Genomic DNA, 21,579 nt, shown 5'->3' with positions numbered 1-21,579 from the left:
CCTTTTGAATAATTCCATTCTCCGGTTAGTTTTCACGCTCTTTGTAATGCAAATACTCAGCTCATCTGATTGAATCGTTTATTTCCAAGTCTAACACTCTGGTCCCTGTGCATACAATGGTACAGGCCGGATAGGCCGCTGTATTCCATAGCCTGTCCGGTCAAGGCCGAACCGCCCTTCGGGCGTCATTCGGCCGTCCATAATGATTCAGATGCCGAATCGGCGTTATTTGATATGAGGTGAAACGATGACAATACAGAGCGAGGTTAGAGACTCTGGCCCGTTACGAACGATACTTCTAAGTACTGGCGCTTTAGCACTGGTCATTGCAGTAGTCGCTTCCCCCAAAGAAGCGTTTGATGCCTCAATTCAAGGTCTGGATGTATGGTGGAAAATCATCTTTCCTGCCATGCTCCCATTCCTCATGTTATCCCAAATGCTCACTGCGTTTGGCTTCACTCACGCGATTGGCGCCTTACTCGGACCGTTGATGCAACGATGGTTCAGACTTCCAGGCAACGCAGGGCTGGCTATTGCTGTTGGCATGTGCGGCGGATTTCCCGCAGGAGCGGATGCGGTATCCCGTTTATTTCAGGATAGACAAATTACCGCCAAGCAGGCGGTTGTCCTTGCAGCAGCAGCTCATTTTGCCAATCCAATGATGATCATCCTGGTCGTGGGTGCTGCTTTTCTTCACCAGCCTGCTGCCGGATATTTCCTCTTAGTGGTTCACTGGATCAGCGGCTGGATCGCTGCCATCCTTGCAGTGCGTCTCCAGCCTGCACCGGGTAAGCGTAGAAGTCCAGATGGCTCAGCCATCCAGGCAGAGAGCAGCTCTATTGATTCTCAGCCTGTAATTCCTGCAAGTTCCACAAGTCACTCCTCCATCCCTCACCACACTTCGTTGAAACGACGCAATATATGGTCTGAGATGACACTTGCAGCCAGGGAGGCTCACCGTCGTGATGGAAGAGGATTTGGCAAACTTCTGGGTGACACCGTATCCCAGGCTGTGCAGACTCTGATGATGACCGGAGGGTACATGATCGGTTTCGCCGTATTTATCCGACTACTCTCCCTTTATCTGACTCCCGGGTCTTCTGCTGCGCTGTGGCCGGCCTTTTTCGAGCTACATTTGGGTACCTACCATTTGAGCCAAACTTCACTTACACCTGCCCTGCTGATGTCCCTGCTTGCAGCTGTTCTGGGATGGGGCGGTCTATGCTCCCATCTGCAAGTCTCTGCTGTCCTGAAGACAACTGGACCCGACAGCAAATCCATGTTGTACTTTGCCGGAGTCCGTCTGACGCATGGGATCATCGCCTTTTTGATCAGTCTGTTCCTCTGGATGCCGTTCAGCCAATACAGCACACAAGCCTGGACCACATTACAGACGAATGCAGACCAGGACCTGTCAACACCATTCAGTTGGCTACTCATACATCATCCAGACAACACATATACAATGAACACCATATGGAGCGCTTTTCCTGCTGCATGCATGGGTCTAGTGTTACTTCTAGCAGTCATGATTAGTCTATCGGGTCTTACTTTCTGGTTTAACCGCCGGTTTTCTCGCTGATTTTCTGACGTAGTGCAGCTTCCACTTCAGGTGATACAAGATCTGTTACATCTCCATGATAATGAGCGATTTCTTTCACGATGCTGGAACTTAGATACGAATATTTCGGGTTCGTCATCATAAATATCGTTTCCGCATCCGGGTTCAACTTGCTGTTGGTCGATGCCAACTGCAACTCATATTCAAAATCAGTTACCGAGCGTATACCGCGCACGATGACCTGAGCTTCCTTTTGCCGGACGTAATTGGCTGTCAGATCGCGGAAACTATCCACCTCCACATTTGGTAGATGGCGGGTTACTTCTGTGATCAATTCCTTGCGTTCCTCCACCGTAAACAGCGGATTTTTGCTCATATTGTTTAACACAGCCACAATGACGCGATCAAATTGCTTCGACGCCCTGGCGATAATATCCAGATGCCCCATCGTTACGGGATCAAAACTTCCAGGGTATACGGCGATCCGTTCCTGTCGATGTATCATTTCAGTCATGAGGAGCCTCCTCTTCCGGTGTAATGGATTCTCCATCTTCAACTGCTTCAGGCGCATAATAATAGATGGATACTGCCGTCTCCCCATACAAAGCCTTGCGCGTTTGTTCAAACGGGCCGAATTGCTCAGGGTAACCATGTTTGGATTCATATTCAAGCACAATGGTTGCTTCAGGTTCCAGAAGTTCCAGTTCGTGCATGGTCAGCATCAACTCGTGCCCGTTCTTCATGCGATATGGCGGGTCGAGAAATACCAGATCGAACGTTGTGCCTCGCTTGGCGAGTGCCTTCAATGCACGACCTGCATCATTACGGTATACAGCCGCTTGGTCTTCCAGCTTGGTCGCCTTCAGATTCATGCGGATGACTTCAATACTTTTCGATTCCAAATCAACAAAAACAGCCTTGTCCATGCCGCGGCTCAGCGCCTCAATACCGAGACCCCCACTGCCTGCAAACAGATCCAATGCTGTGCCGCCCTCAAAATAAGGACCAACCATGCTAAATAACGCTTCCTTCACCTTGTCGGTGGTCGGCCGCGTACCTGTGCCAGGGACAGCCTTCAGCGGTCTGCCTTTCGCACTCCCAGATACCACTCTCACTGACGAGTCACCTTTTCTCTATGTAAGTTTATTGATACGGCTATCGTACCACACTCGGGTTCAGTTTGAAAAATGCTCGGTCTTCATTTGCCATGGAAAATTGTTGACGAATTGTTGACGCATATGTATAAAAAGGAAACAATCGGGCGATTCTATAATTATCGACATCACAAGTGTCGTAGACAACCGCGGAGAAGACTTACGTTTCCCCATAAGCTCTTCGTCCGGTTTCTCCTCTCCCATGAAAAAGAAGCTCTCGAAAGAGGGCTTCTTTTTGTTGTCTATGTTTTCATTTATTTGGTTAGTTATACTTTTCTTCAAACTCACTTATTTCGGCTTGCTCTTCGGTCTGCAACCATCCAATCTCCCTAAGCCACATGCCCATATCTGCGATAAATTCATTCGCATTTAGATGTTCAATCTTGTATTTCTGGATCTTTTCACCCAAAAAAGCATAAAACTCATGGCTTAACGCATACCGTTGTTTGCTTTTGCTTAATGTCTTATACCGATCCTCACTTACCACCAGATCAAAATAGATGACATTTTCCTTCTTCACATGCCTGACCGTCGATTTCCTCTCGTATCCTTCAGGAAGACACCGGAAAACAAAGAAGAGTTCAATATCAACTATTTGATATTTGCTTTCTACCTTATGAAATACGGGCTGCAGCTCATCCGCAAGATTGGCAACCTGCGTTAATCCTGAAGTATCTGTCGATTTGCCCAGGATCATTATTAAACTCCTCCTTGTTCAATATCAACATTTGTAATCAAACTAAAAAAGGTTGACTAGTGATGTAAACTTCGTCAACCTTTCCTACATTCATCTTTCTTGTGCATTACCTTAACTTAGCAAGACCATACTAATTCAGCTCTCGATGTTTCCGATTGGAAAGTCGCAAATTGATCAATGGAATGAGAAGTAAAACAACCGGCAAGAGAAAATTCATCGAACGTGTCTTAATCATCATGAAGGTAATGAACAGCACAGCGAGCCAGGTTATAATCTCAGTCACTTCATATTTGGTTAACGTAAGCTTGAATGCTTTTCTCGAAATGAAACGAATCAAAAAATAGGCGATCAAGCTATAGAATAGAATCATTCCCAAGATTGCAACAGTAATTATGAGGTACATATCCAACATAAAAATCTCACCCGACCCTTATAACATTTCCTTAATTTTACCATATAAGCAATAGGGTGTCATTCCAAATTCCAAACTCAGGCTCATTCAGAACTGGCATTTATGCTTTACTTCTCCTCGACAACAATCGTTGCATTATAGATCACAACACGTTTCCCATTGAGATCGAATAACACTTTATTCCCGTATTCCGTATCTTCGACGTCAATTTTGCCATCGTAGGTCTGAATCAATTCACCAGAATCACTATACACTTTAACGACCCGCTCCAGACCGCCCGAGTTATTGGACCTCATCGTTTTGAGTGCACGTTCACCCGAAGCCGTATTGAAGTACCATATGAAACATCCAACAATGATACCCAAGAAAACCAACACCGTCACCCATATACCTGTCTTTGCTTTTTTACTCATCTTGAACCCCCTCTTATGATTCCTATCTCGTACATTACGAGAGCAGAGCGAGAACGGTTTCATACAGTGCGTCCCAAGCTGTTCATTCACATAACAAAACAGAGGCCTCCGACAAGCGAAGACCTCTGTTCTTTAATCCACATATGCTTTTAATTACAGTCCACGAATGACGAATTCGAATGTCAGTTCGCCGTCCGAAGGGATCAGGTATTCCGGATGAACTGGAGCACCCCAGCTGTCATCACCGCCGACACCCATTTGTTTACCCGCTACAGTGACGACCGTATAGTGCACAGGAGGCAATTCGTACGCATGCTGTGCGTTCTCCAGTTCAAATGCTGTATATGGTGAGACATTCAGCTCAACCGGGGTTCCGGATGCTTCAATTTTGAAGCCACGTCCCGCGTTGTCTGTCAATTTGGCCCAACGTACGCCTGTACGGTTGCCTGATTCCTGTGGTACCAAATATGGAGCCATGGTATCAGCTACCTTGCTGCCGTGGATACCGAGACGTGCGCCAAATGCGCGGTCTGCATAATTTTCTTCTGGTCCCATCGCGAGCCATTCCACGTTTTCGAAGTCAGGTGATGTTCTGAAGGACAATGCATGAATTGGCAGGTTCGGCAATCCGGCTGTACCTTTGTACGTATTATGCACACGTACGCTTCCATCTGCATGAACGGTATATACGACTTTTACTTGTACATCTTCCGAAATGTTGAGTTTGTAGGTGAACTCGATCCGGTATTGGTCCGGTTTCTGTTCTGCTTTCCACTCCACAGTACGTGGCATCAGGCTCGCTGCATACCAGGCACCCAGTTCGAAGCCCATCGCCATACCCTTGTCGTTATCCGTCATTGCACGCCAGAAGAGCGGTGCAGGTGGTACGGCAATGGTCTCACGACCAGACAATTTAAGGGAAACCAGTGTCCCGAACTGTTTGGAGAACAGCGCATGCGTCTTGCCGGCACGTACACCGATGTTAACGTCTCCTTCAATAACCTGTACATCACTTACAAGGTTCAGGTCCGCCTGGGCTGCATCATCCACCTGATCCTGTGTGAAAACAAACTGTCCAAACGCCACTTCTTCGCCTTTGTCAGCCCACAGTGTAGCTTCTTTTAACACAAGTGCAGTGTTCACAGCGTACTCGCCGCCAGCCAAAGAGGCTGCATTGAGCGGAAGCTTCACAACCGTCTCGCTTTGTGCATCTACGTTGACTTCCAATGTTCCACGCAGCACTTCATGTCCCTCACGATCCAGGCTGTAAACCAGTTCTAGCGCAGATGTATCTGCAAACAGGTTACCGTTCACGATTTTAACGCCTTCACGATCCGGGAACAGCTTGATGTTCTGGTACAGGAATTTGACCTCCTGCATTTTCGCAGTTACTTTACGATCAGCATGAACGATCCCGTTACCACAGAAGGAGTAGTCTGATGGACGATCACCAAAATCTCCGCCATAAGCGAGGAACTCTTTGCCGTAACGATCTTTTTTATAAATGGATTGGTCGATGTAATCCCAGATGAATCCACCTTGATACATCGGATATTTGTCTTCCAACTCCGTATATTTGTGCATACCGCCAATGGAGTTACCCATGGCATGCATGTACTCACAGCTGATATACGGCTTAGTCGGATTCGCATTCAGGAATTCCTCAATGTCAGCCGGTTTGGCATACATGCGAGACTCCATATCACTGGTCTCATCGAAACGGCGATCATGGAATACACCTTCATAATGCACCAGACGTGTTGGATCAGCCGATTTGAAATATTGGGATACTTTGTAGATGACTTCACCACCATGTGATTCATTACCACAAGACCAGATCAGAATGGACGGATGGTTTTTGTCCCGTTCCACCATGGATACAGCGCGGTCCATAACGATATCATGCCATTCCGGTTTGTCACCTGGAATAACCCATGAAGGCTCAACAGCACCAAGTTTCTGCCAAGATCCGTGTGTCTCCAGGTTCATCTCGTCAATAACATACAATCCATATTCATCACACAGCTCATACCAGAGACTTTGGTTTGGATAGTGTGACGTACGTACGGCATTCATGTTGTTTTGTTTGATCGTACGAACATCCCACAGCATATCTTCCTTCGTAACCGCACGTCCACGACGCGGGTTGAACTCATGGCGATTCACACCTTTGAATACGATACGTTTACCGTTGATGTGCATTACTTTGTCGATCATTTCGAATGTACGGAAACCAACGGCTTGAGGAACAACCTCAACCAGTGTACCCGCAGCATCATATACACGAAGATAGAGACGGTACAAGTATGGAATCTCTGCGCTCCACAGGTTCACCCTACCGATATCTTCACGAAGACTTACTTGTCCATCGTTAACTTGGGATTCAAACGTTTTAACGGTATTGCCTTCACGATCACGAAGTTCAGCCTCTACGCGCGCTCCTGCAACAGCTTTTCCTTCCAGCTTCAGATCCAGTTGCAATGTACCGTTGGTGTAAGACTTGTCCAGATCTGTGCGAACATGAACATCACGAACGTGTGCAGCCGGAACAGTATACAGATATACATCTCTGAAAATGCCTGAGAAACGCCAGAAATCCTGATCTTCCAGCCAGCTGCCTGTGCTGCGTTGATACACCTCAACAGCAAGTTTGTTCTCTCCATCCTGAAGGAATGGCGTCAGATCAAAGTCAGATGGCGTGAAGCTGTCTTCCCCGTATCCTACGAATTGTCCGTTAAGCCATACATAGAATGCAGACTCTACACCCTGGAAAGAAATATATACCGGATTCGACTCCCAACCTGTCGGCAGGTGGAATGTGCGAATGTAACTCCCAACCGGATTTTTATCCTGTGGCAATGCCGGCGGACGAATTTCGTTCAGACCATCCCAAGGGTATTGTGTATTTACATATTGAATCTGTCCGTATCCCTGAAGCTGGATGTGTCCCGGAACTTCAATATCATCCCAGCCTTCACTGGAGAAATCGGATGTATAGAAAAACTCAGAACGGCTGTCCGGACGAATGGCATAGTTGAATTTCCACGTACCATTCAGATCATAACGCATGGACATCGCGCCTGAACCTACTGCTTCTTCCATTGTTTGGTAATAACGGTGATCGGAATAGGCATGAAGACGGTTCACCTCAAATACACTTACGTCCCCCAACCAGTTGATATCTGCCTTTGTTGCTTTCATCGGCTCTCTCTCCCTTTAAAACGTTATAGTTTGACTTATTCAAGGTGTACTCTGGATTTCCTTTTGCTTTACATAAACAAAAAAGACAGAGGTACGCTATAACAGCGCCCTCTCTTCTTTCCTGCACCCGTCATTTGCACGGATTATGCTGTTTTCATTACTTCACGGAACCTACCATACCTGCAACAAAATGTTTCTGCATGATGAAGAAAACGATTGCTGTAGGTAGTGTTGCAATAACGATCGCTGTCATGATTACTCCGTAATCCGGAGAGTAACCAGCACCGAGGTTCGAGATCAACAGTGGAATCGTTTGTTGGTCAGGTGTTTGCAATACAATGAGTGGCCACAAATAGTTGTTCCAGCTACTCATGAAGGTAATAATTGCTGCCGCTGCATATGTTGTTTTCATGGTTGGCATATAGATTTTCAGGAAGATCCCGAGTTCACTCAAACCATCAATACGTCCAGCTTCCAGCAAGTCTTTCGGGAACATTTTGGTGTTCTGACGGAAGAAAAAGATCAAGAACGCTGTTGCGATGGTTGGCAAGATAACTGCTGCCATCGTGTTAATTCCGATAACCGGTGCAACTCCCGAGATTGTTGCAAACATACGATACAGGGGTACCATAATCGCTGCAAACGGAATCATCATGGATAACAATAGGATATTAAACACAATGTCACGAGACTTCGTGCGATATACCTCGAAGCCATAACCTGCCATGGAACCAATAAACAGTGCCAAGAGAGTGGAGACCACAGAGATAATCGCCGAGTTTCCGAGAGCCTGTACCAGATTCGTCGATTCAATCAGTTTGTTGAAGTTATCAATGAAGGCTGAACCGGGCAGCAGTCTACCCTTGGTTACATCGACTGATGCATTTGTTGAACTGACCAGCATCCAGAAGAAAGGGAAAATGGATACAAAGGCGACGATGGATAGGAACACATACGTGAAAATCCGTTTTGCTTTAGCTTTAGCCATTTTTATTATCACCTGCCACTTTAAACTGGATGATGGACAATACAATAATCAAGATTACGATGGAATACGACACTGTTGCTGCATAACCGAAGTCCGGTGAATATTTGAACGAAAGGTTGTAGATGTATTGTGAAATCGACATGGTCGCATTACCTGGACCACCTTTGGTAATATTCATGATCTCATCGAAGATTTGCAATGTACCAATCGTTGATGTGATGGACGTGAAGAGGATAATCGGTTTAAGCAAAGGTACTGTGATTTTGAAGAATTGTGTAAAAGCATTCGCTCCGTCAATTCTTGCAGCTTCATAGATCGATTGATCGATGTTTTGCAGGGATGACAGATAGAAAATCATGTTATATCCGGTCCAACGCCAAGTAACGGCGATTATGATCGTAATTTTAGCCCAGAACGGGTCTGTGATCCATTGAATTGGATCGCCAATAATGTGCAAGCCCATCAGGAATTGATTCACCATTCCATCTGGTGCGAACAGATATTTGAATACAACAGAGTACGCTACCAATGAAGTTACACAAGGCAAGAAAATCGCTGTACGGAAGAAGCTCCGGAAACGTAGTGTGCTGTCATTCAGCAATACGGAAATAAACAAACCAAGAATAATCATTACAGGCACTTGAATAATCAAGTAGATAAATGTATTCGATAATGCTGTACGGAATGTTGTATCCACTAACAATCTTTTGTAGTTAGAAAGGCCCGAAAATTCAAGATTGGCTCCTACACCAGACTTGAACGATAAGAGCAGCGCTTGAATCATCGGGTAGAAGTAAAATGCAACAATCCCGACAACAGCCAGCAAAACAAAAGCCCATCCAGTCAAATTATTTTTCTTTTGGAGACTGTCTCCTGTATTCATGGCTTTCACAGTATGGCTCCTCTCTCTCCATGGAACATGGGTAGAACCCACGGAGCCTCTCGCCATATCCGGTTCGACTTGCGCCGGACGTGGGAGACGGCTCCGATGTTTCCTAGGGTTCTATAAGTTACCTTGGGTATCTTAGTTTAATTGTGCTTCAGCTTGTTTTTGTGCATCAGCCAGAACGTCATCGATTGATTTACCGTTCAGGAATGCTTGCATTTCTACAACCAGAATATCTTCAATGGCATAAGTGTTGATACCATAGTTTACGCTTGGAATTTCTTTCGTCCAATTCGCAAAGTCTGTGAAGATTTTTTGTCCGCCGAAGTACTCGTCTGCTTTGGCATACGCGTCACCATCAACTGCTGGTTTGTACGTACCAATTGCGCCGATGTTGTTCAACAGATCTTGATACAATTGCTTGTCAGAACCAAATGTTTTTGCTACAAAATCAGCTGCTTGATCTGCACCAGGAACGTTGTTCATAACATACCAAGAGCTACCACCCAGGTTGGATGCGTGAACAGAGTTTGCTTGACCAGCCATTTTCGGTATTGGAGCTACAGCCCATTTACCGGATTGGGAAGCTTCTTGACGTACAGATGGTGAGAACCAGTTACCTGTAGGAATTGTTGCTACGCTACCGTTATTGGCGTTGGCAACGAATTGACTCCAGTCAGAGTGCAATTTAACAATGTTGGCATCCATCATTGCTTTGTAAGTAATAAACGCTTCTTTCAGAGCGGCATTAGTTGCAATGTCAGGTGTTTTACCATCTTCTGCGGAATACCATTTACCTGCAGTTTGGATCATCATACGAATCAAACCAAGGTCATTCGGGTCAAGAGAAAGAAGCTCTTTACCTGTTTTAGCTTTTACGTCTTTACCAATTTGGATGTAGTCATCCCAAGTGATGTCTTGCAGGTCAGCTGCTTTGTAGCCAGCTTGCTCCAGCAAGTCTGTTCTGTAGTACAAGCCAGCAACGCCGGAGTCAAATGGTACTCCGTATTGTTTGCCATCAAATGCTGTTGGTCCGAGTTTGTAATCTGCAAAGTCGGAAGCCGTGACGTTGGAAGACAGATCTTTGAACGCATCAGGATATGCATTCAGGAAGCTTTGTGAACGATAGTCTTCAATCAGAACTACGTTTGGAAGACCGCTGGCAGTTCCGGAGTTAAGACCTGTGTTCAGTTTCTGAATGATATCAGCTTGAGCGTATTCAATGATGTTAATTTTCACATCAGGATTTGCTTTTTGATATGCTTCTTTTGCTGTTTCCATTGCAGCAACGTTAAAAGCTTTGTCCCAAGCCCAGACCGTAATTTCGTTTGTTTTTTCGTCGCCACCACTAGCGGAATTACCTCCACCACCAGATGAACATGCAGACAACAGCAATACTGTAACGAGCATCAATACCCACATTTTTTTCAAAACATTCAACTCCCCTTTAACCTCTTTGTGTGTAATTTGTTTGCGTTTTCTGAAAGCGGTTGCTTTCGATATATTCATCTTATCATTCCCATATCTCCATTCGTTAGTAATAATTTTGTACGGATTTGTCATCTTATTGCTACAATGAAAACCTTTACAGAAACCGCTTGCATTAAATTTGGTTTTTTGTAATTTCTTTTGATTTTGTAATTTCTTGATCTTGAAATAGTACAAATATGTATTCTCACTTCACCTTTGAAACATGAAAATCCCCCGTCTCTGCAGAAACACAGAAGCGAGGGATCTCAATTTCGGGTGTATTCAGTTGGATTAGGTATACAACTCAACTCGTGATCAAAGGCAGTGTTACGGTCACTCTTGTCCCTTCACCGACGTTGCTCATAATCGTGACACCGTAAGGTGAACCATACAATAGCTCAATGCGGTCATGCACATTGCGAATTCCGATGCCGCTGAATAGTTGACGATTGTTTTTCGGATTAGGCAATGTTTCTCCCATAACAAGCCCTTCAATTCCATCACCATTGTCCATGATCTCACAGATGAGCGATTCCCCCGCTCTGGAAACCATGACATGAATCGTGCCCGTCTCTTTTTTGATAAATCCATGGAAAAATGCGTTCTCGATAAACGGCTGTATAACCAGCTTCGGTACATGGTAATGTGTACAATCGGGAGCGACGTAGAAAGCTGCTTTAATCCGGCCTCCATATCTGACGTGATTAATGAAGACATAATTTTTCAAATTCTCGACTTCTTGTTCAACCGTAACGGTCTGACTCACATCACTAATCGTATTCTGTAGCAATCCGATCAGCGCATTAATGGTCTCCGCTGCCCTGTCCTTGTTACCTTGTTGCACCAAAACTTTGACAGAAGCAAGTGTGTTGTACAAGAAGTGAGGATTAATCTGACTCTGTAAAGCTGCAAGTTCTGCGTTACGTTGTTCATGCTGGGTCTGCACTAACTGATCCACATAATCATGCAGTTCATCAAGCATGTAATTGTAAGCATGGCCCAGCTGCCTGCTCTCGTAGCTTCCGCTCACCGGAATATAGTTGTCCAGATCACTTTTCGTAATATTGGACATCTGCTTCACAAGTCTGCGCAGGGATTTGGTAATCTGGCTGGTGATGAGAAATACCAGAATAAGAGCCCCTACAACAATTGCTGCACAGATCAGGGCAACCGTCTTCATGTCGATGAGTTGACCCATCGCCAGATCCTTATCCACGACATTGACAATGTAAAACCGATAGAACGGTAAATACTCCGATAGAACAACGCTGTCCTGATCCATCACACGAGCATTGATGCTTCTCGGAGACGTTTTGTTCATCTCTCGGGCATAGGACAGCAAATCGAGCTGAGTTGTCCCAATCCAGTCTTCACGATTCGAAGATACAATCTCACCTTTTTCGTTCATAATGACCACGTCATTGCCTCGACTAGTAAAGCTGGCATAGAACTGTCGGAACGCCTCTTCTCTCATAGTGACATAAAGCGTACCGTATATTCGGCTGCGGGTTCGATCCGTCAGTGCTTTCGTGGCAGAGATCATCTGCTGACTTCCGACCGTTGCATCGTTTTGGTAATCATCAAAGATAAGACGACTCGGCGTCTCAGCGGCTTCCACCGTGATCGGTTCCTCTTTCAATTCATCCACTGACATCTCAAGGTGAGCACGATTAGTGGAATAACTCCGCCCATTGATCCCGATAATCGTTATCCCTACTTCATACGATTCTGTTATCGATTGAATACGTTCCATCGTTTCACGCATATTATAGAAGGATTTGGCCATGGTGAGTGAATCCGCATCTCCTTCAGAAAGGAATCCTCGAATGGCTCCACTCTGAGTTACATTATTGGATACGGCAGCAATGGCCTCGTTAAACGATTCAAAATTCGTTTTGATCTGATTAAGTACCTTCGAGTTCGTGATGCTGAACGTCTCGGTGAACAGATTGGTTGACATGTGAATGGTCGTCCACAAGATGAGCACAGAGACGAGAACAATACTGACAACCATAACCAGAAACAACTTGGGAAATAATCCGAGACGAGATAATTGGTTCATCCATTTCTTCATGATCTTATCCTTCTGACTTTATGCCCAGAATTTGCGCCGGTATCGGCTTGGTGATAGTCCGGTGAATTTTTTGAACACTTTGCAAAAGTAACTATGATCGGAATAACCTACCATGCTGCTGATCTCCGAGATTGTTACATCATCGGACCGAAGCAATTCCTCGGCTTTTTCAATCCGAATTTTATTCAAATATTCATTGAATCCTTCTTTTTTGTGAGATGAGAAGTAACTGGACAAGTACGATGGATTAAAATGAAAGTGCTTCGCTACTTCAGCAAGCCCGAGTGGCTGGTCAAAATGCTCATGCATATAATCCAGCAGCATCTTCATATTCGGATCACTTCGTTTTCCACCTGTATCGATGGTACATTCCTGAACTTCCGTCATGAATTGATCAAGCACGGCCATGACTTCACTCAGACTCGAAGCCCCATCCACATTTTTAAAATACGTATATTTGCTCTCTTCAAGCCCGGCAGACTGAACATCCATATCCGCCAGGGTAATCGTTACGTTGAAGATCAAGTTACCAAGAAATGATTTGATCTCAAACACATCGGCAATATAATCACGCCCGAGAGTTGCCGCGTGATCCTGCAAGTACTCTCTTGCCGCTTCGACCCGATTACGTTTTACATGCTGCAAAAACATGTTCACATTGAACTGGTAACCTGCCGGATGCATCGGCGGAAGTTCACCATACACCAGAATGGGTCGATCCTTATAATAGAAACGATATTCCATTAGCTTGATCAGGCGTTCACGGTATACGATGCCCATCTTTTCAAATGAAGTAAAGCTGTCACTGAGTACCCAACCAGGGTTGCCCTGTCCTGCTGCATTTTCATTAGCCAGCTGTCTGATGCGTTCAACCATCCATTCATCTCTCGCAGGATCGACATTAAGAAGCATGATGGGAAGTGCGCCCTCTGCCGGAACCATTGAACATTCCACTTCAGACAGATCACTGCGGAGCCTGTTTTCGAGCTGTTCCTGATCCAGCTTCAGTGGATTTCCCTCAGCATTCATGGGTTTGTACACAAGCAAGCGAAAGGATTCATACGGAAAGGTGTCTCGAATCATCGGCATATCGCTATCTTCATCCAGTGTAAATCCGGACAGCATCTTCTCCATCAGTTGACCGAGTCTCCAGCCATCGTGCGACGGCTCAAACTGTAACTCCGGAATTTTACCTGCTGTTCGTTGAAGGACCTGCAATAATTCATTCGTATCCAGCTTGGGTTTCAGAATATAATCTGCTGCCCCGTGCTGAAGCGTCGAACGTACATACTCAAATTCACTGAAGCTGCTAAGAACAATCACTTCAATCTGTGGATTACTGGCTTTTAGTGTGCGAACAAAAGTCTCGCCATCCATGACAGGCATGACAATGTCGGTAATCACAATATCCGGTTTTAACAGGTCCACCTGCTGTAATCCTTCTTCACCGTTAGAAGCTTCACCCACAATGATAAATCCTTCGGCTTCCCAGTTCATATGGTGCTTTATACCCTGTCTTACCAGAAACTCATCGTCAACAATCAGCACCTTGCACAACCGGTTCATGATCGCGACCCCCTTGTCTAATCTTTCCTCTATATCTGTACAGGTTATACCAACTATTATATATCGGTTATAAACACTTCCCAGTGTTAGCGGTTACATTAATTTTAAAATAATTGTACATCTTTTTATATCCTAAAACGATCGTATAAGCAATGGTAACTCTCTATAGTTTACACTATATTTCGACAAAATAAGAAGCCCTGAATCGCCTTTTAATCATTTGGCGACTCAGAACTCCCTTTTCATTCATTTATTATATTTGACCGGAGGCTAAGGTTCGATGCCCCATTGAAGACTTCCGGCTATATACCCAGTCACTTTGGACCATTCGGCATAGGAAGTCTGGTTACCTGCAAAAGAGTAATCATCCGTTTGTGTATAGTTGGTCCAGTTGTTCTTGGAGAACCGGGTCTGGATCTCTGTACTCTGCCCTGCACTCAATGTTCCAGCGGAAGATTTGAATCCGATCTCAAGCACGTGGTCAGCACCCGTCCGTACCGGACTGAGTGTACTGAAAGTGCCTGTTACATTATCACTTCCGGCAGTTGCCCAGTCAGAGAAGAAGCTCTGAGGCTGATCGCCATTAATGGTGTAATAGTATCTGATCTTCACATCGGACAGATTTAGTGCTGTAGTCCCCGTATTTGTCAGTTTGAATTTGGGATTAATGGAACTGCCCGTCGCTGAAGTGCTGCCATTAAACATCTCAATGCGTATCGTTCCAGCAGGTGCAGCCGTCGTGTCTTTAATGAGCAGATTCAAGGTCGCATGAGCGCCTGCGCTGAATTGAAAGGTTAGCGCCGCTGCGCCATTTGGCAGTGAAGCCAGGTAGTTTTTACTTAATACGACCTCATTACCTGTTAACGTGTAATCTGTACCTGAAACCAGCGTTGCATTCCCGTTGCGAATGGATACAAGTGTATTCCCGTTCAGTGTTAACGCGACGGGAATATCAGCCTGATTTCCAACTTTGCGATCAAATTCGGCTGATACCGGTGTAATCACCGAGTTGGTCACAGGGGTTGACCCCCCCCCATCTCCTCCGCCATTGTTACCTCCCACACGGTCAGCATACAGAATTCCGCGACCATTCGTTCCAAGATATACTCTTCCATACAAACGCGGATCACCCGTAATCGTTGTTACACGAGCATACTGATGCTGATCATCGTTGATCCGTACCCAATTAGCCCCGCCGTCATCGGAGCGGAAAAATCCACGTGTTCCATCGATCTGTGCAACCGTGTATAACGCGACAACACTCTGTCCAGGAGCAGCTTTACCAAATCCGATACTGTCTGCTTCCTCTACATTGGCAAGCTTCGTGAATGTTGCTCCCGAATCCGTGGAATGCCACAATCCGTAAGGGCCTTCTTCCTCACTGCCGCCTGCAAACCAAAGTTCACCTTCAACACCCGGAACGGCATCCAGATCTGCATTTCCTTCAATCGGAAGTCCGGTCGCAGGCGATGCCGTGAAGGAAGCACCACCATTAACACTCACATAGACCTTCCCTGCCGAAAATCCGTAAAATGTATTAGGATTAACGCGATCGGATATCACTTTCGCCTGTGCAGGTATCCCCGTACTTGCTGTCCAGGAATTTCCACCCGTTGAATAATGTACACCTTTGTCTGACGTGCTCCACACCAGTCGATTGCCATTCGCAGAGATGGCTACAGTGCCGCCTCCGGTTGTGCCGGCAGGCTCTGCATTGGCTTTATACCACGTTGTGCCTCCATCACTGGACAAACCTATGGATTTCGCATTTGGATCAGCAGCATAATCCGCTTTACCTACACGAACCATCGTATTCGGACTTAACTCGGCAAAATCCAAGCTTTCTGTGGAAGAATAGTTCGGGCTCGTAAATATGGTAGATGGAGCCTGATCCAGATTGTTATGACGGAATCCCGAGACATCCCCCACCCCGCTTAACAAATGTGCACCACTTGGCGGGCTGATTAGATCCAGTACGGCAATCTCCTCAACACCCTTCGCCATCACTGAAATATTGATTTTTTTATCGTCGTCCCAGTCCGTCAGGTTCTTCGTTCCATAAATGGTTGCACCGGTTCCATACATCATGCGACCCGAATCAAACGGATCAATCTCCAGGTCCCCGATCATCCAACCCAGTTTTGGAGATAGTTCGGGTGGGGCAGGAGTAATACCAAAGGTGAGCCATGGGGCTGCCGAAATGTCCTGAGTATACCGCAATTTCCGGTTCGGATATCCTTCGAATTCCCATATGCGTGTCCACGTCGCTCCACCATCGGTGCTGCGGAACAAAGTAGCATCCGGCCACCAGGAATTCAATGTCGCAACCATCAATGTACCTGGATTCTGTGCATCGACAGCCAACCCGCCATATCCAAAATAATTATCCGTGCTGCTGCTTGGAATCGGGCTGATGTTAGTCCAGACACCTGTTGAGGTGTTCAGCTTCCACACATCGCCTTTTTCCCCATCGTACGGACCTACACCATCGCTGTACGTGATATAAAGACTGCCATCGGCATCCAGCACACCATGATGTGGAATATAACCTGTAGGTTGACCAGCGACAGCTGACCAGGTCAAGCCACCATTCGTACTGCGATATACGCTTTGCGCTTTATCAGCAACTCCCACATAGATCGTCTGGGTTGCCTGCCCTGCAGAACCTGTTGTTTTGTCGAACGTAATCCATGCCAGACCTACGATGTCACTTGTGTATTCATTCGAAGGGTCTTGTACATAGTCCCCCGGATTCGGGAAGCTTGTGACTTCGTTCCATGTCACACCATAATCGGTACTTTTCCAAAGTCCATGGCCGCTTCGTGCACCAAAATACAGGATGCTGTTATCATTCGGGTCCACAGTCAGACGCTCTCCCATTGAACGTCCTGGCATATTGCCGCCAACTTTGAACGGGAGTGTTGTGGTCTGCCATGTATCTCCCCGGTCCGTAGAGCGCAAGATGGAGCCATTATTTTGGTCCCACGAATTCGTATACGTCCCAACTGCCATGTACACCCGATCGGGATCAACCGGGTCCGTAGCCAGTGCGTCCACACCGTTTTTGTTCCAGTCATCCCAGCCGACAAAATCCGTTAACGGTATCCAGCTCTCGTCAGCTGCATTCCAGCGATATGCTCCCCCGATATCCGTACGGGCATAGATCAGATCCTTTTCCGACTCGTTGAAAATAATACCCGGTACAAACCCGCCTCCTGCACCAGTCACCACGTTTTTCCACTCGTAGGCTTCACTCGGTGCCGCTGCCGTAGTCCCAGCAAGACCTCCCAGCGAAGCCGTTACCACGGCAACCGTTAGGCTCATTATTCTCAATTTCCCCATAAACGTTCTCATATCAACTTCTCCTCCTCTTCAACTTCGATACTGCATTTCGGTCTATCCCCGCTGTCTCATCGTGCTGATGATGGCGTGCCAGACGAATCAATGCATCCCTTTAAACAAGAAGCCTCACCTCCTTTCAGCCCATATTTAAGCGCTTACATAATTGTTCTTATTTCGTGGTTATCTGGATAATACTTTCAATAAATAACATTCGCTGGCAATCCGCAAACCCCTCTGTCGAAATTCCGATTTTTGTAAAATATTTTCAGCTTTTGATCTTTTTTTACACAACAAAAAAAAAGATGCTGTCAGAACAGCATCTTTCGACTTTTATATGTTACTTCAGGCTACCATAAGCGTGAGTCTCCTGGCCTTTAACCCCAGGTCTGATGACAAAAAGCGAGCCAGCTTCCGGTGTCTCCTTCAAGCGTTCTTCCTTAATGCCGGTACGTGCTGTTGTAATGTACAAATCTTCGAGATCCGGTCCACCAAAACAGCAGGATGTGACCTGATCTACCGGCACCTCGATCTGTTGCAACAGCTCCGACGTATCCGGGTTCCAGCGAGTGACTCTTCCTCCGCCCCAGTGGGCAACCCACAGCATGCCCTCACCATCGACTGTCATCCCATCCGGAAAACCGAATTCCTCCGGTATGTTGATGACGCTTGTCCGATTCTGTATCGTACCTGCTGCAAGATCAAAATCAAACCGGTCAATGGAACGAGTCGGGGTATCAATGTAATACATGATCTGCCGATCCGGACTCCAGCCCAAGCCGTTGGATGTGGATACACCTTGTACCATTGTGCGAACGGGTTGCCCTTGCTCCAAACAGTACAGAGATCCGGCTTTGCTTTCATTATTCAAGCTCATCGTGCCTGCCCAGAAGCGACCTCGTGCATCACATTTGCCATCATTAAAACGATTGGTATCCTTATCTTGTTCGGGGTCCTCAATGGCATGCAGCTCACCCGTAAGCAGGTGATATGTATGGAATCCACTGCGTAAGGCAACCACAACTTCGTCACCACGATACGGAACAACAGCGCCGACATGTTCACCGACATCATAAGCTTGATCCTGCCCTGTAGCCGGATCATACACATGCACCTTGAAACTTTCAATATCTACCCACAATAATCGATTGTTCTCTGCATCCCAGCTCGGGCCTTCCCCCAGCAATGCCGGGATGTGTACTGCTACGGTTACGTTGCTCATGCCATCACGTCCTTTTTAAGATTTGACGCCGCCTGACCATTCGAACCCGATGGCATCCAGAAATGCTTTGGACAGTACCATATGGCCTGTTGCATCTGGATGTACACGGTCATAAGTCAGCACAGACGTGTAGAAATGATCCCAAAATGGAGCAAATGCAGCCTGTGTATCCACATACACTGCATCATACTCACGCGCTACCCTGCGAACTGCTTCTCCGTATATATCCATCGTTGCCCGCATAGGGTCTTCCGGGTTGGCCTCCAGATAATAAGGGGACATCAGTACCAGTCCCTTCAGGTTTGGACGAACGGATGCTACCAGTTCACGCAATGTGGATTCATATTCTTCAAGAAACACATGCGAGTCTGTTGACAACGGGTTATCAAACTGACGCCATACATCGTTAATACCGATCATGATCGTCAGCCAATCCGGTTTAAGGTCCAGCACATCACGATCCCAGCGCTGTTTCAGATCACGGATCGTATTTCCACCATTACCCACATTTTGGATACGCAACATCAATTCCGGATAGATGGACCGCAATAGTGCATAGACTTGTGCAACATAACCATGGCCCAGACCTGAACTGCCTTCACCTACAGGGTGTTCCCGACCACAATCCGTAATCGAATCTCCGATAAACAAAAGCTTGTCGTTTTTTTGCAATTTCATCGTTATTTTCTCCTTCGCTTCAAAGCGCTAATATACGAATTACTCGATTAGTCAGGACCGTTCACTTGCTACCAGCCAAAAAAATTACCAGCCTTGATTCTTGAGCCATGTGAGACACAGATCCGACCATACCCGAATCGCGTGGTTATCCTCAGCCAATCCCAGACCATGTGAACCTTTCTCAAAAACGTGCAAGTCATAGGGAATCCCATGCTCGCCCAATGCAAGTGCATAACGCAAGCTATTCTCCACAGGCACTGCCTGGTCATCGCTGGTATGCCAGATAAATGCTTCTGGAGCATCCGCTCTCACCTGTTGTTCCGCACTGAATGCTTTGATCTGCTCGGCAGACGCATTTGATCCAAGCAAATTTTCACGGGAACCGGCATGTCCATAAGACTCCATCGTAATGACTGGATAACACAGAATAACCCGGTCCGGGCGTGAACTTTGGCGTTCAATTAGATCCTCATGATCCGGCTGCCCCTCGTCGTACAGCGTTCCCAGTGTTGCCGTAAGATGTCCGCCTGCGGAGAAACCAAGTACCGCAATCTTGGAAGGATTGATGCCATACTGCTCGGCATGAGCACGAACATAACGTATGGCACGCTGGCCATCTGTTATTGGTGCAGGATGCTGATGAGGTGCTACGCGATATTTCAGGACAAATGCGCTTATTCCCGCGCGATTCAACAGTTCAGCTATTGGAGCACCTTCATGATCCGCCAAAAATCCATAACCACCCCCTGGGCACACAATGACAGCGCTCTCGGAACCGGGCTGAATAAATGGAATCAAATGTGGCATCTCGTCTTCATGTCCCTGGGCTGCATAAGGTGCAGCATGATCCCATAAGGGTATCGTTGTTGTCATCTTCGATCATCCTCTCTAAGTAGAACGGATACACGGATCCGTTTAATCGTTTTCGAATCTCAGGAATCGATACCATCATAACGGCAATGACCCTACCGCATCAATACCTTCCTGGCATCACTTTTTGTTCAATTCGGTACAGGTTAGTATAAATTCCGAAATTGTTCAGGCGTGACTCCCTCTATCCTGCGAAAGGTTGCTACAAAATGGCTAGCATCTCGAAATCCTACCCTGACCGCTGTTTCCCTAATCGTGGGTCTATGGTCTGCGGTCATGATTTCCTTGGCTTTGCGAATACGCAGCAGAATGAAATAACTATAAGCGGTCATGCCAAAGGATTGTTTAAACAAGGTATTCAGATGTCTGGATGAGATCCCCGTGAGGTCAGCCATATGTTGGAGACCAATCTCGGGATTCGCGTAATGCTGTTCCATGAATGCAATGAGCGGAGCGAGCCTCTCCACGGCATGTGAGATCGAAGAACGATTGCCCGTCATGCCATGTTTTTTGAGTAAAATCAGAAATCGGTATATATCTGCTGATGCTTCGAGTCCCGACAAATCCTGATCACTGCTGATCGAATCCAGTACTTCCTGGCCGTAATTGTTGAACGCGCTGCCCGGCTCCCACTGATGGAACGCCGCTTCACCCAATCCAAGTGACTCCATGATTGCCGGACACTGCGAACCCCCAAATGTAATGTAAAATGTCTCCCACTCCCCCTGGGACCGCACATATTCATGTGGCTCATTAGGTGGCAGCAAAATACCGGATGCTTCTCCCAGTACAATCGTAGACCCGGCAAACCTGAATTCCCCGGCACCTTTCACAGTCTGAAGCCAATGGTAACATGGATATCCAACGGGTCTGGACACCTTCTCCTGATTGCCGTTATAACCAAGGCTCTCAATATAAAGGGGCAGGGGCTGATCACGTGATGTCATGAAATATCGTTGATGTCGGGGTGAGATAAACACGGTATACCTCCTTGGATACAAGCCATAATATACTTCCATATTCTTATACAGGCCATTACTTTTATTAT

Annotated in this window: 17 protein-coding genes; 1 reads left to right on the top strand and 16 read right to left on the bottom strand. The window is 46.4% G+C overall.

The genetic code is table 11. The annotated features are described in order from the left end of the window. Positions 1-247 precede the first annotated feature (247 nt). On the top strand, positions 248-1,582 hold the full coding sequence (locus WFI24_RS12760; RefSeq protein WP_336761195.1) for a nucleoside recognition domain-containing protein: 1,335 nt from the start codon (positions 248-250) through the stop codon (positions 1,580-1,582). Here WFI24_RS12760 and coaD read toward each other — a convergent pair. From coaD to WFI24_RS12680, 16 genes are all read right to left on the bottom strand, one after another. Beyond that, the gene (gene coaD / locus WFI24_RS12755; RefSeq protein ID WP_085981453.1) at positions 1,560-2,066 is read right to left on the bottom strand and encodes a pantetheine-phosphate adenylyltransferase; all 507 of its coding nucleotides are present in this window, start codon (positions 2,064-2,066) and stop codon (positions 1,560-1,562) included. The genes WFI24_RS12760 and coaD overlap by 23 nt on opposite strands. A gap of 1 nt (position 2,067) precedes the next feature. Continuing rightward, positions 2,068-2,676, bottom strand: coding sequence for a 16S rRNA (guanine(966)-N(2))-methyltransferase RsmD (rsmD, locus tag WFI24_RS12750; RefSeq protein ID WP_336761193.1), 609 nt, complete (start codon positions 2,674-2,676; stop codon positions 2,068-2,070). Between the two features lie 301 nt (positions 2,677-2,977). Beyond that, positions 2,978-3,412 (bottom strand): hypothetical protein, encoded by a 435-nt coding sequence (locus WFI24_RS12745; RefSeq protein ID WP_336761192.1) that lies wholly within the window; start codon positions 3,410-3,412, stop codon positions 2,978-2,980. A gap of 130 nt (positions 3,413-3,542) precedes the next feature. After that, entirely contained in the window at positions 3,543-3,824 is a 282-nt protein-coding gene (locus tag WFI24_RS12740) for a hypothetical protein (protein ID WP_336761191.1), read from the bottom strand. A 107-nt stretch (positions 3,825-3,931) separates the two neighbouring features. Further along, positions 3,932-4,237, bottom strand: a complete 306-nt coding sequence (locus WFI24_RS12735; RefSeq protein ID WP_145319032.1) for a hypothetical protein — start codon at positions 4,235-4,237, stop codon at positions 3,932-3,934. 153 nt (positions 4,238-4,390) lie between these two features. Continuing rightward, on the bottom strand, positions 4,391-7,438 hold the full coding sequence (locus WFI24_RS12730) for a glycoside hydrolase family 2 TIM barrel-domain containing protein (protein WP_336761190.1): 3,048 nt from the start codon (positions 7,436-7,438) through the stop codon (positions 4,391-4,393). Positions 7,439-7,595: 157 nt separating this feature from the next. After that, positions 7,596-8,426 carry a carbohydrate ABC transporter permease gene (locus WFI24_RS12725; RefSeq protein ID WP_336761188.1) on the bottom strand — a complete coding sequence of 277 codons (831 nt, stop codon included), beginning with the start codon at positions 8,424-8,426 and terminating at the stop codon, positions 7,596-7,598. Beyond that, entirely contained in the window at positions 8,419-9,309 is an 891-nt protein-coding gene (locus tag WFI24_RS12720) for a carbohydrate ABC transporter permease (RefSeq protein ID WP_036610887.1), read from the bottom strand. The genes WFI24_RS12725 and WFI24_RS12720 overlap by 8 nt, the downstream gene beginning before the upstream one ends. A 141-nt stretch (positions 9,310-9,450) precedes the next feature. After that, entirely contained in the window at positions 9,451-10,734 is a 1,284-nt protein-coding gene (locus tag WFI24_RS12715) for an extracellular solute-binding protein (RefSeq protein ID WP_336761276.1), read from the bottom strand. A gap of 352 nt (positions 10,735-11,086) precedes the next feature. After that, positions 11,087-12,856, bottom strand: coding sequence for a cache domain-containing sensor histidine kinase (locus WFI24_RS12710; RefSeq protein WP_336761186.1), 1,770 nt, complete (start codon positions 12,854-12,856; stop codon positions 11,087-11,089). Between the two features lie 18 nt (positions 12,857-12,874). Further along, entirely contained in the window at positions 12,875-14,422 is a 1,548-nt protein-coding gene (locus WFI24_RS12705; RefSeq protein ID WP_336761185.1) for a response regulator transcription factor, read from the bottom strand. Between the two features lie 270 nt (positions 14,423-14,692). Then, positions 14,693-17,776 (bottom strand): X2-like carbohydrate binding domain-containing protein, encoded by a 3,084-nt coding sequence (locus WFI24_RS12700; protein ID WP_442956219.1) that lies wholly within the window; start codon positions 17,774-17,776, stop codon positions 14,693-14,695. 325 nt (positions 17,777-18,101) lie between these two features. Continuing rightward, positions 18,102-18,983: an SMP-30/gluconolactonase/LRE family protein gene (locus WFI24_RS12695; protein WP_336761184.1), complete on the bottom strand. Its 882-nt coding sequence runs from the start codon at positions 18,981-18,983 to the stop codon at positions 18,102-18,104. A 15-nt stretch (positions 18,984-18,998) separates the two neighbouring features. After that, complete coding sequence (locus WFI24_RS12690) at positions 18,999-19,661, bottom strand: SGNH/GDSL hydrolase family protein (RefSeq protein WP_336761183.1); 663 nt, start codon at positions 19,659-19,661, stop codon at positions 18,999-19,001. An 84-nt stretch (positions 19,662-19,745) separates the two neighbouring features. After that, entirely contained in the window at positions 19,746-20,534 is a 789-nt protein-coding gene (locus tag WFI24_RS12685; protein WP_145319057.1) for an alpha/beta hydrolase, read from the bottom strand. Positions 20,535-20,677: 143 nt separating this feature from the next. Continuing rightward, entirely contained in the window at positions 20,678-21,511 is an 834-nt protein-coding gene (locus WFI24_RS12680; RefSeq protein WP_336761181.1) for an AraC family transcriptional regulator, read from the bottom strand. Positions 21,512-21,579: the final 68 nt, after the last annotated feature.

Origin of the sequence: Paenibacillus sp. USHLN196 (genome assembly GCF_037144955.1) — a bacterium.
In the GTDB taxonomy this organism is placed as follows: domain Bacteria; phylum Bacillota; class Bacilli; order Paenibacillales; family Paenibacillaceae; genus Paenibacillus; species Paenibacillus xylanexedens_C.
The sequence above is the reverse complement of the archived record's forward strand: the minus strand, read 5'-3'. Positions and strand labels throughout refer to the sequence as shown.

Bases quoted from the DNA above. Each gene is read 5' to 3' on its own strand.
- WFI24_RS12760 (WP_336761195.1), top strand. From the start codon at position 248: ATGACAATACAGAGCGAGGTTAGAGACTCTGGCCCGTTACGAACGATA.
- coaD (WP_085981453.1), bottom strand. From the start codon at position 2,066: ATGATACATCGACAGGAACGGATCGCCGTATACCCTGGAAGTTTTGAT.
- WFI24_RS12745 (WP_336761192.1), bottom strand. From the start codon at position 3,412: ATGATCCTGGGCAAATCGACAGATACTTCAGGATTAACGCAGGTTGCC.
- WFI24_RS12740 (WP_336761191.1), bottom strand. From the start codon at position 3,824: ATGTTGGATATGTACCTCATAATTACTGTTGCAATCTTGGGAATGATT.
- WFI24_RS12735 (WP_145319032.1), bottom strand. From the start codon at position 4,237: ATGAGTAAAAAAGCAAAGACAGGTATATGGGTGACGGTGTTGGTTTTC.
- WFI24_RS12730 (WP_336761190.1), bottom strand. From the start codon at position 7,438: ATGAAAGCAACAAAGGCAGATATCAACTGGTTGGGGGACGTAAGTGTA.
- WFI24_RS12725 (WP_336761188.1), bottom strand. From the start codon at position 8,426: ATGGCTAAAGCTAAAGCAAAACGGATTTTCACGTATGTGTTCCTATCC.
- WFI24_RS12720 (WP_036610887.1), bottom strand. From the start codon at position 9,309: ATGAATACAGGAGACAGTCTCCAAAAGAAAAATAATTTGACTGGATGG.
- WFI24_RS12715 (WP_336761276.1), bottom strand. From the start codon at position 10,734: ATGTGGGTATTGATGCTCGTTACAGTATTGCTGTTGTCTGCATGTTCA.
- WFI24_RS12710 (WP_336761186.1), bottom strand. From the start codon at position 12,856: ATGAAGAAATGGATGAACCAATTATCTCGTCTCGGATTATTTCCCAAG.
- WFI24_RS12705 (WP_336761185.1), bottom strand. From the start codon at position 14,422: ATGAACCGGTTGTGCAAGGTGCTGATTGTTGACGATGAGTTTCTGGTA.
- WFI24_RS12700 (WP_442956219.1), bottom strand. From the start codon at position 17,776: ATGAGAACGTTTATGGGGAAATTGAGAATAATGAGCCTAACGGTTGCC.
- WFI24_RS12695 (WP_336761184.1), bottom strand. From the start codon at position 18,983: ATGAGCAACGTAACCGTAGCAGTACACATCCCGGCATTGCTGGGGGAA.
- WFI24_RS12690 (WP_336761183.1), bottom strand. From the start codon at position 19,661: ATGAAATTGCAAAAAAACGACAAGCTTTTGTTTATCGGAGATTCGATT.
- WFI24_RS12685 (WP_145319057.1), bottom strand. From the start codon at position 20,534: ATGACAACAACGATACCCTTATGGGATCATGCTGCACCTTATGCAGCC.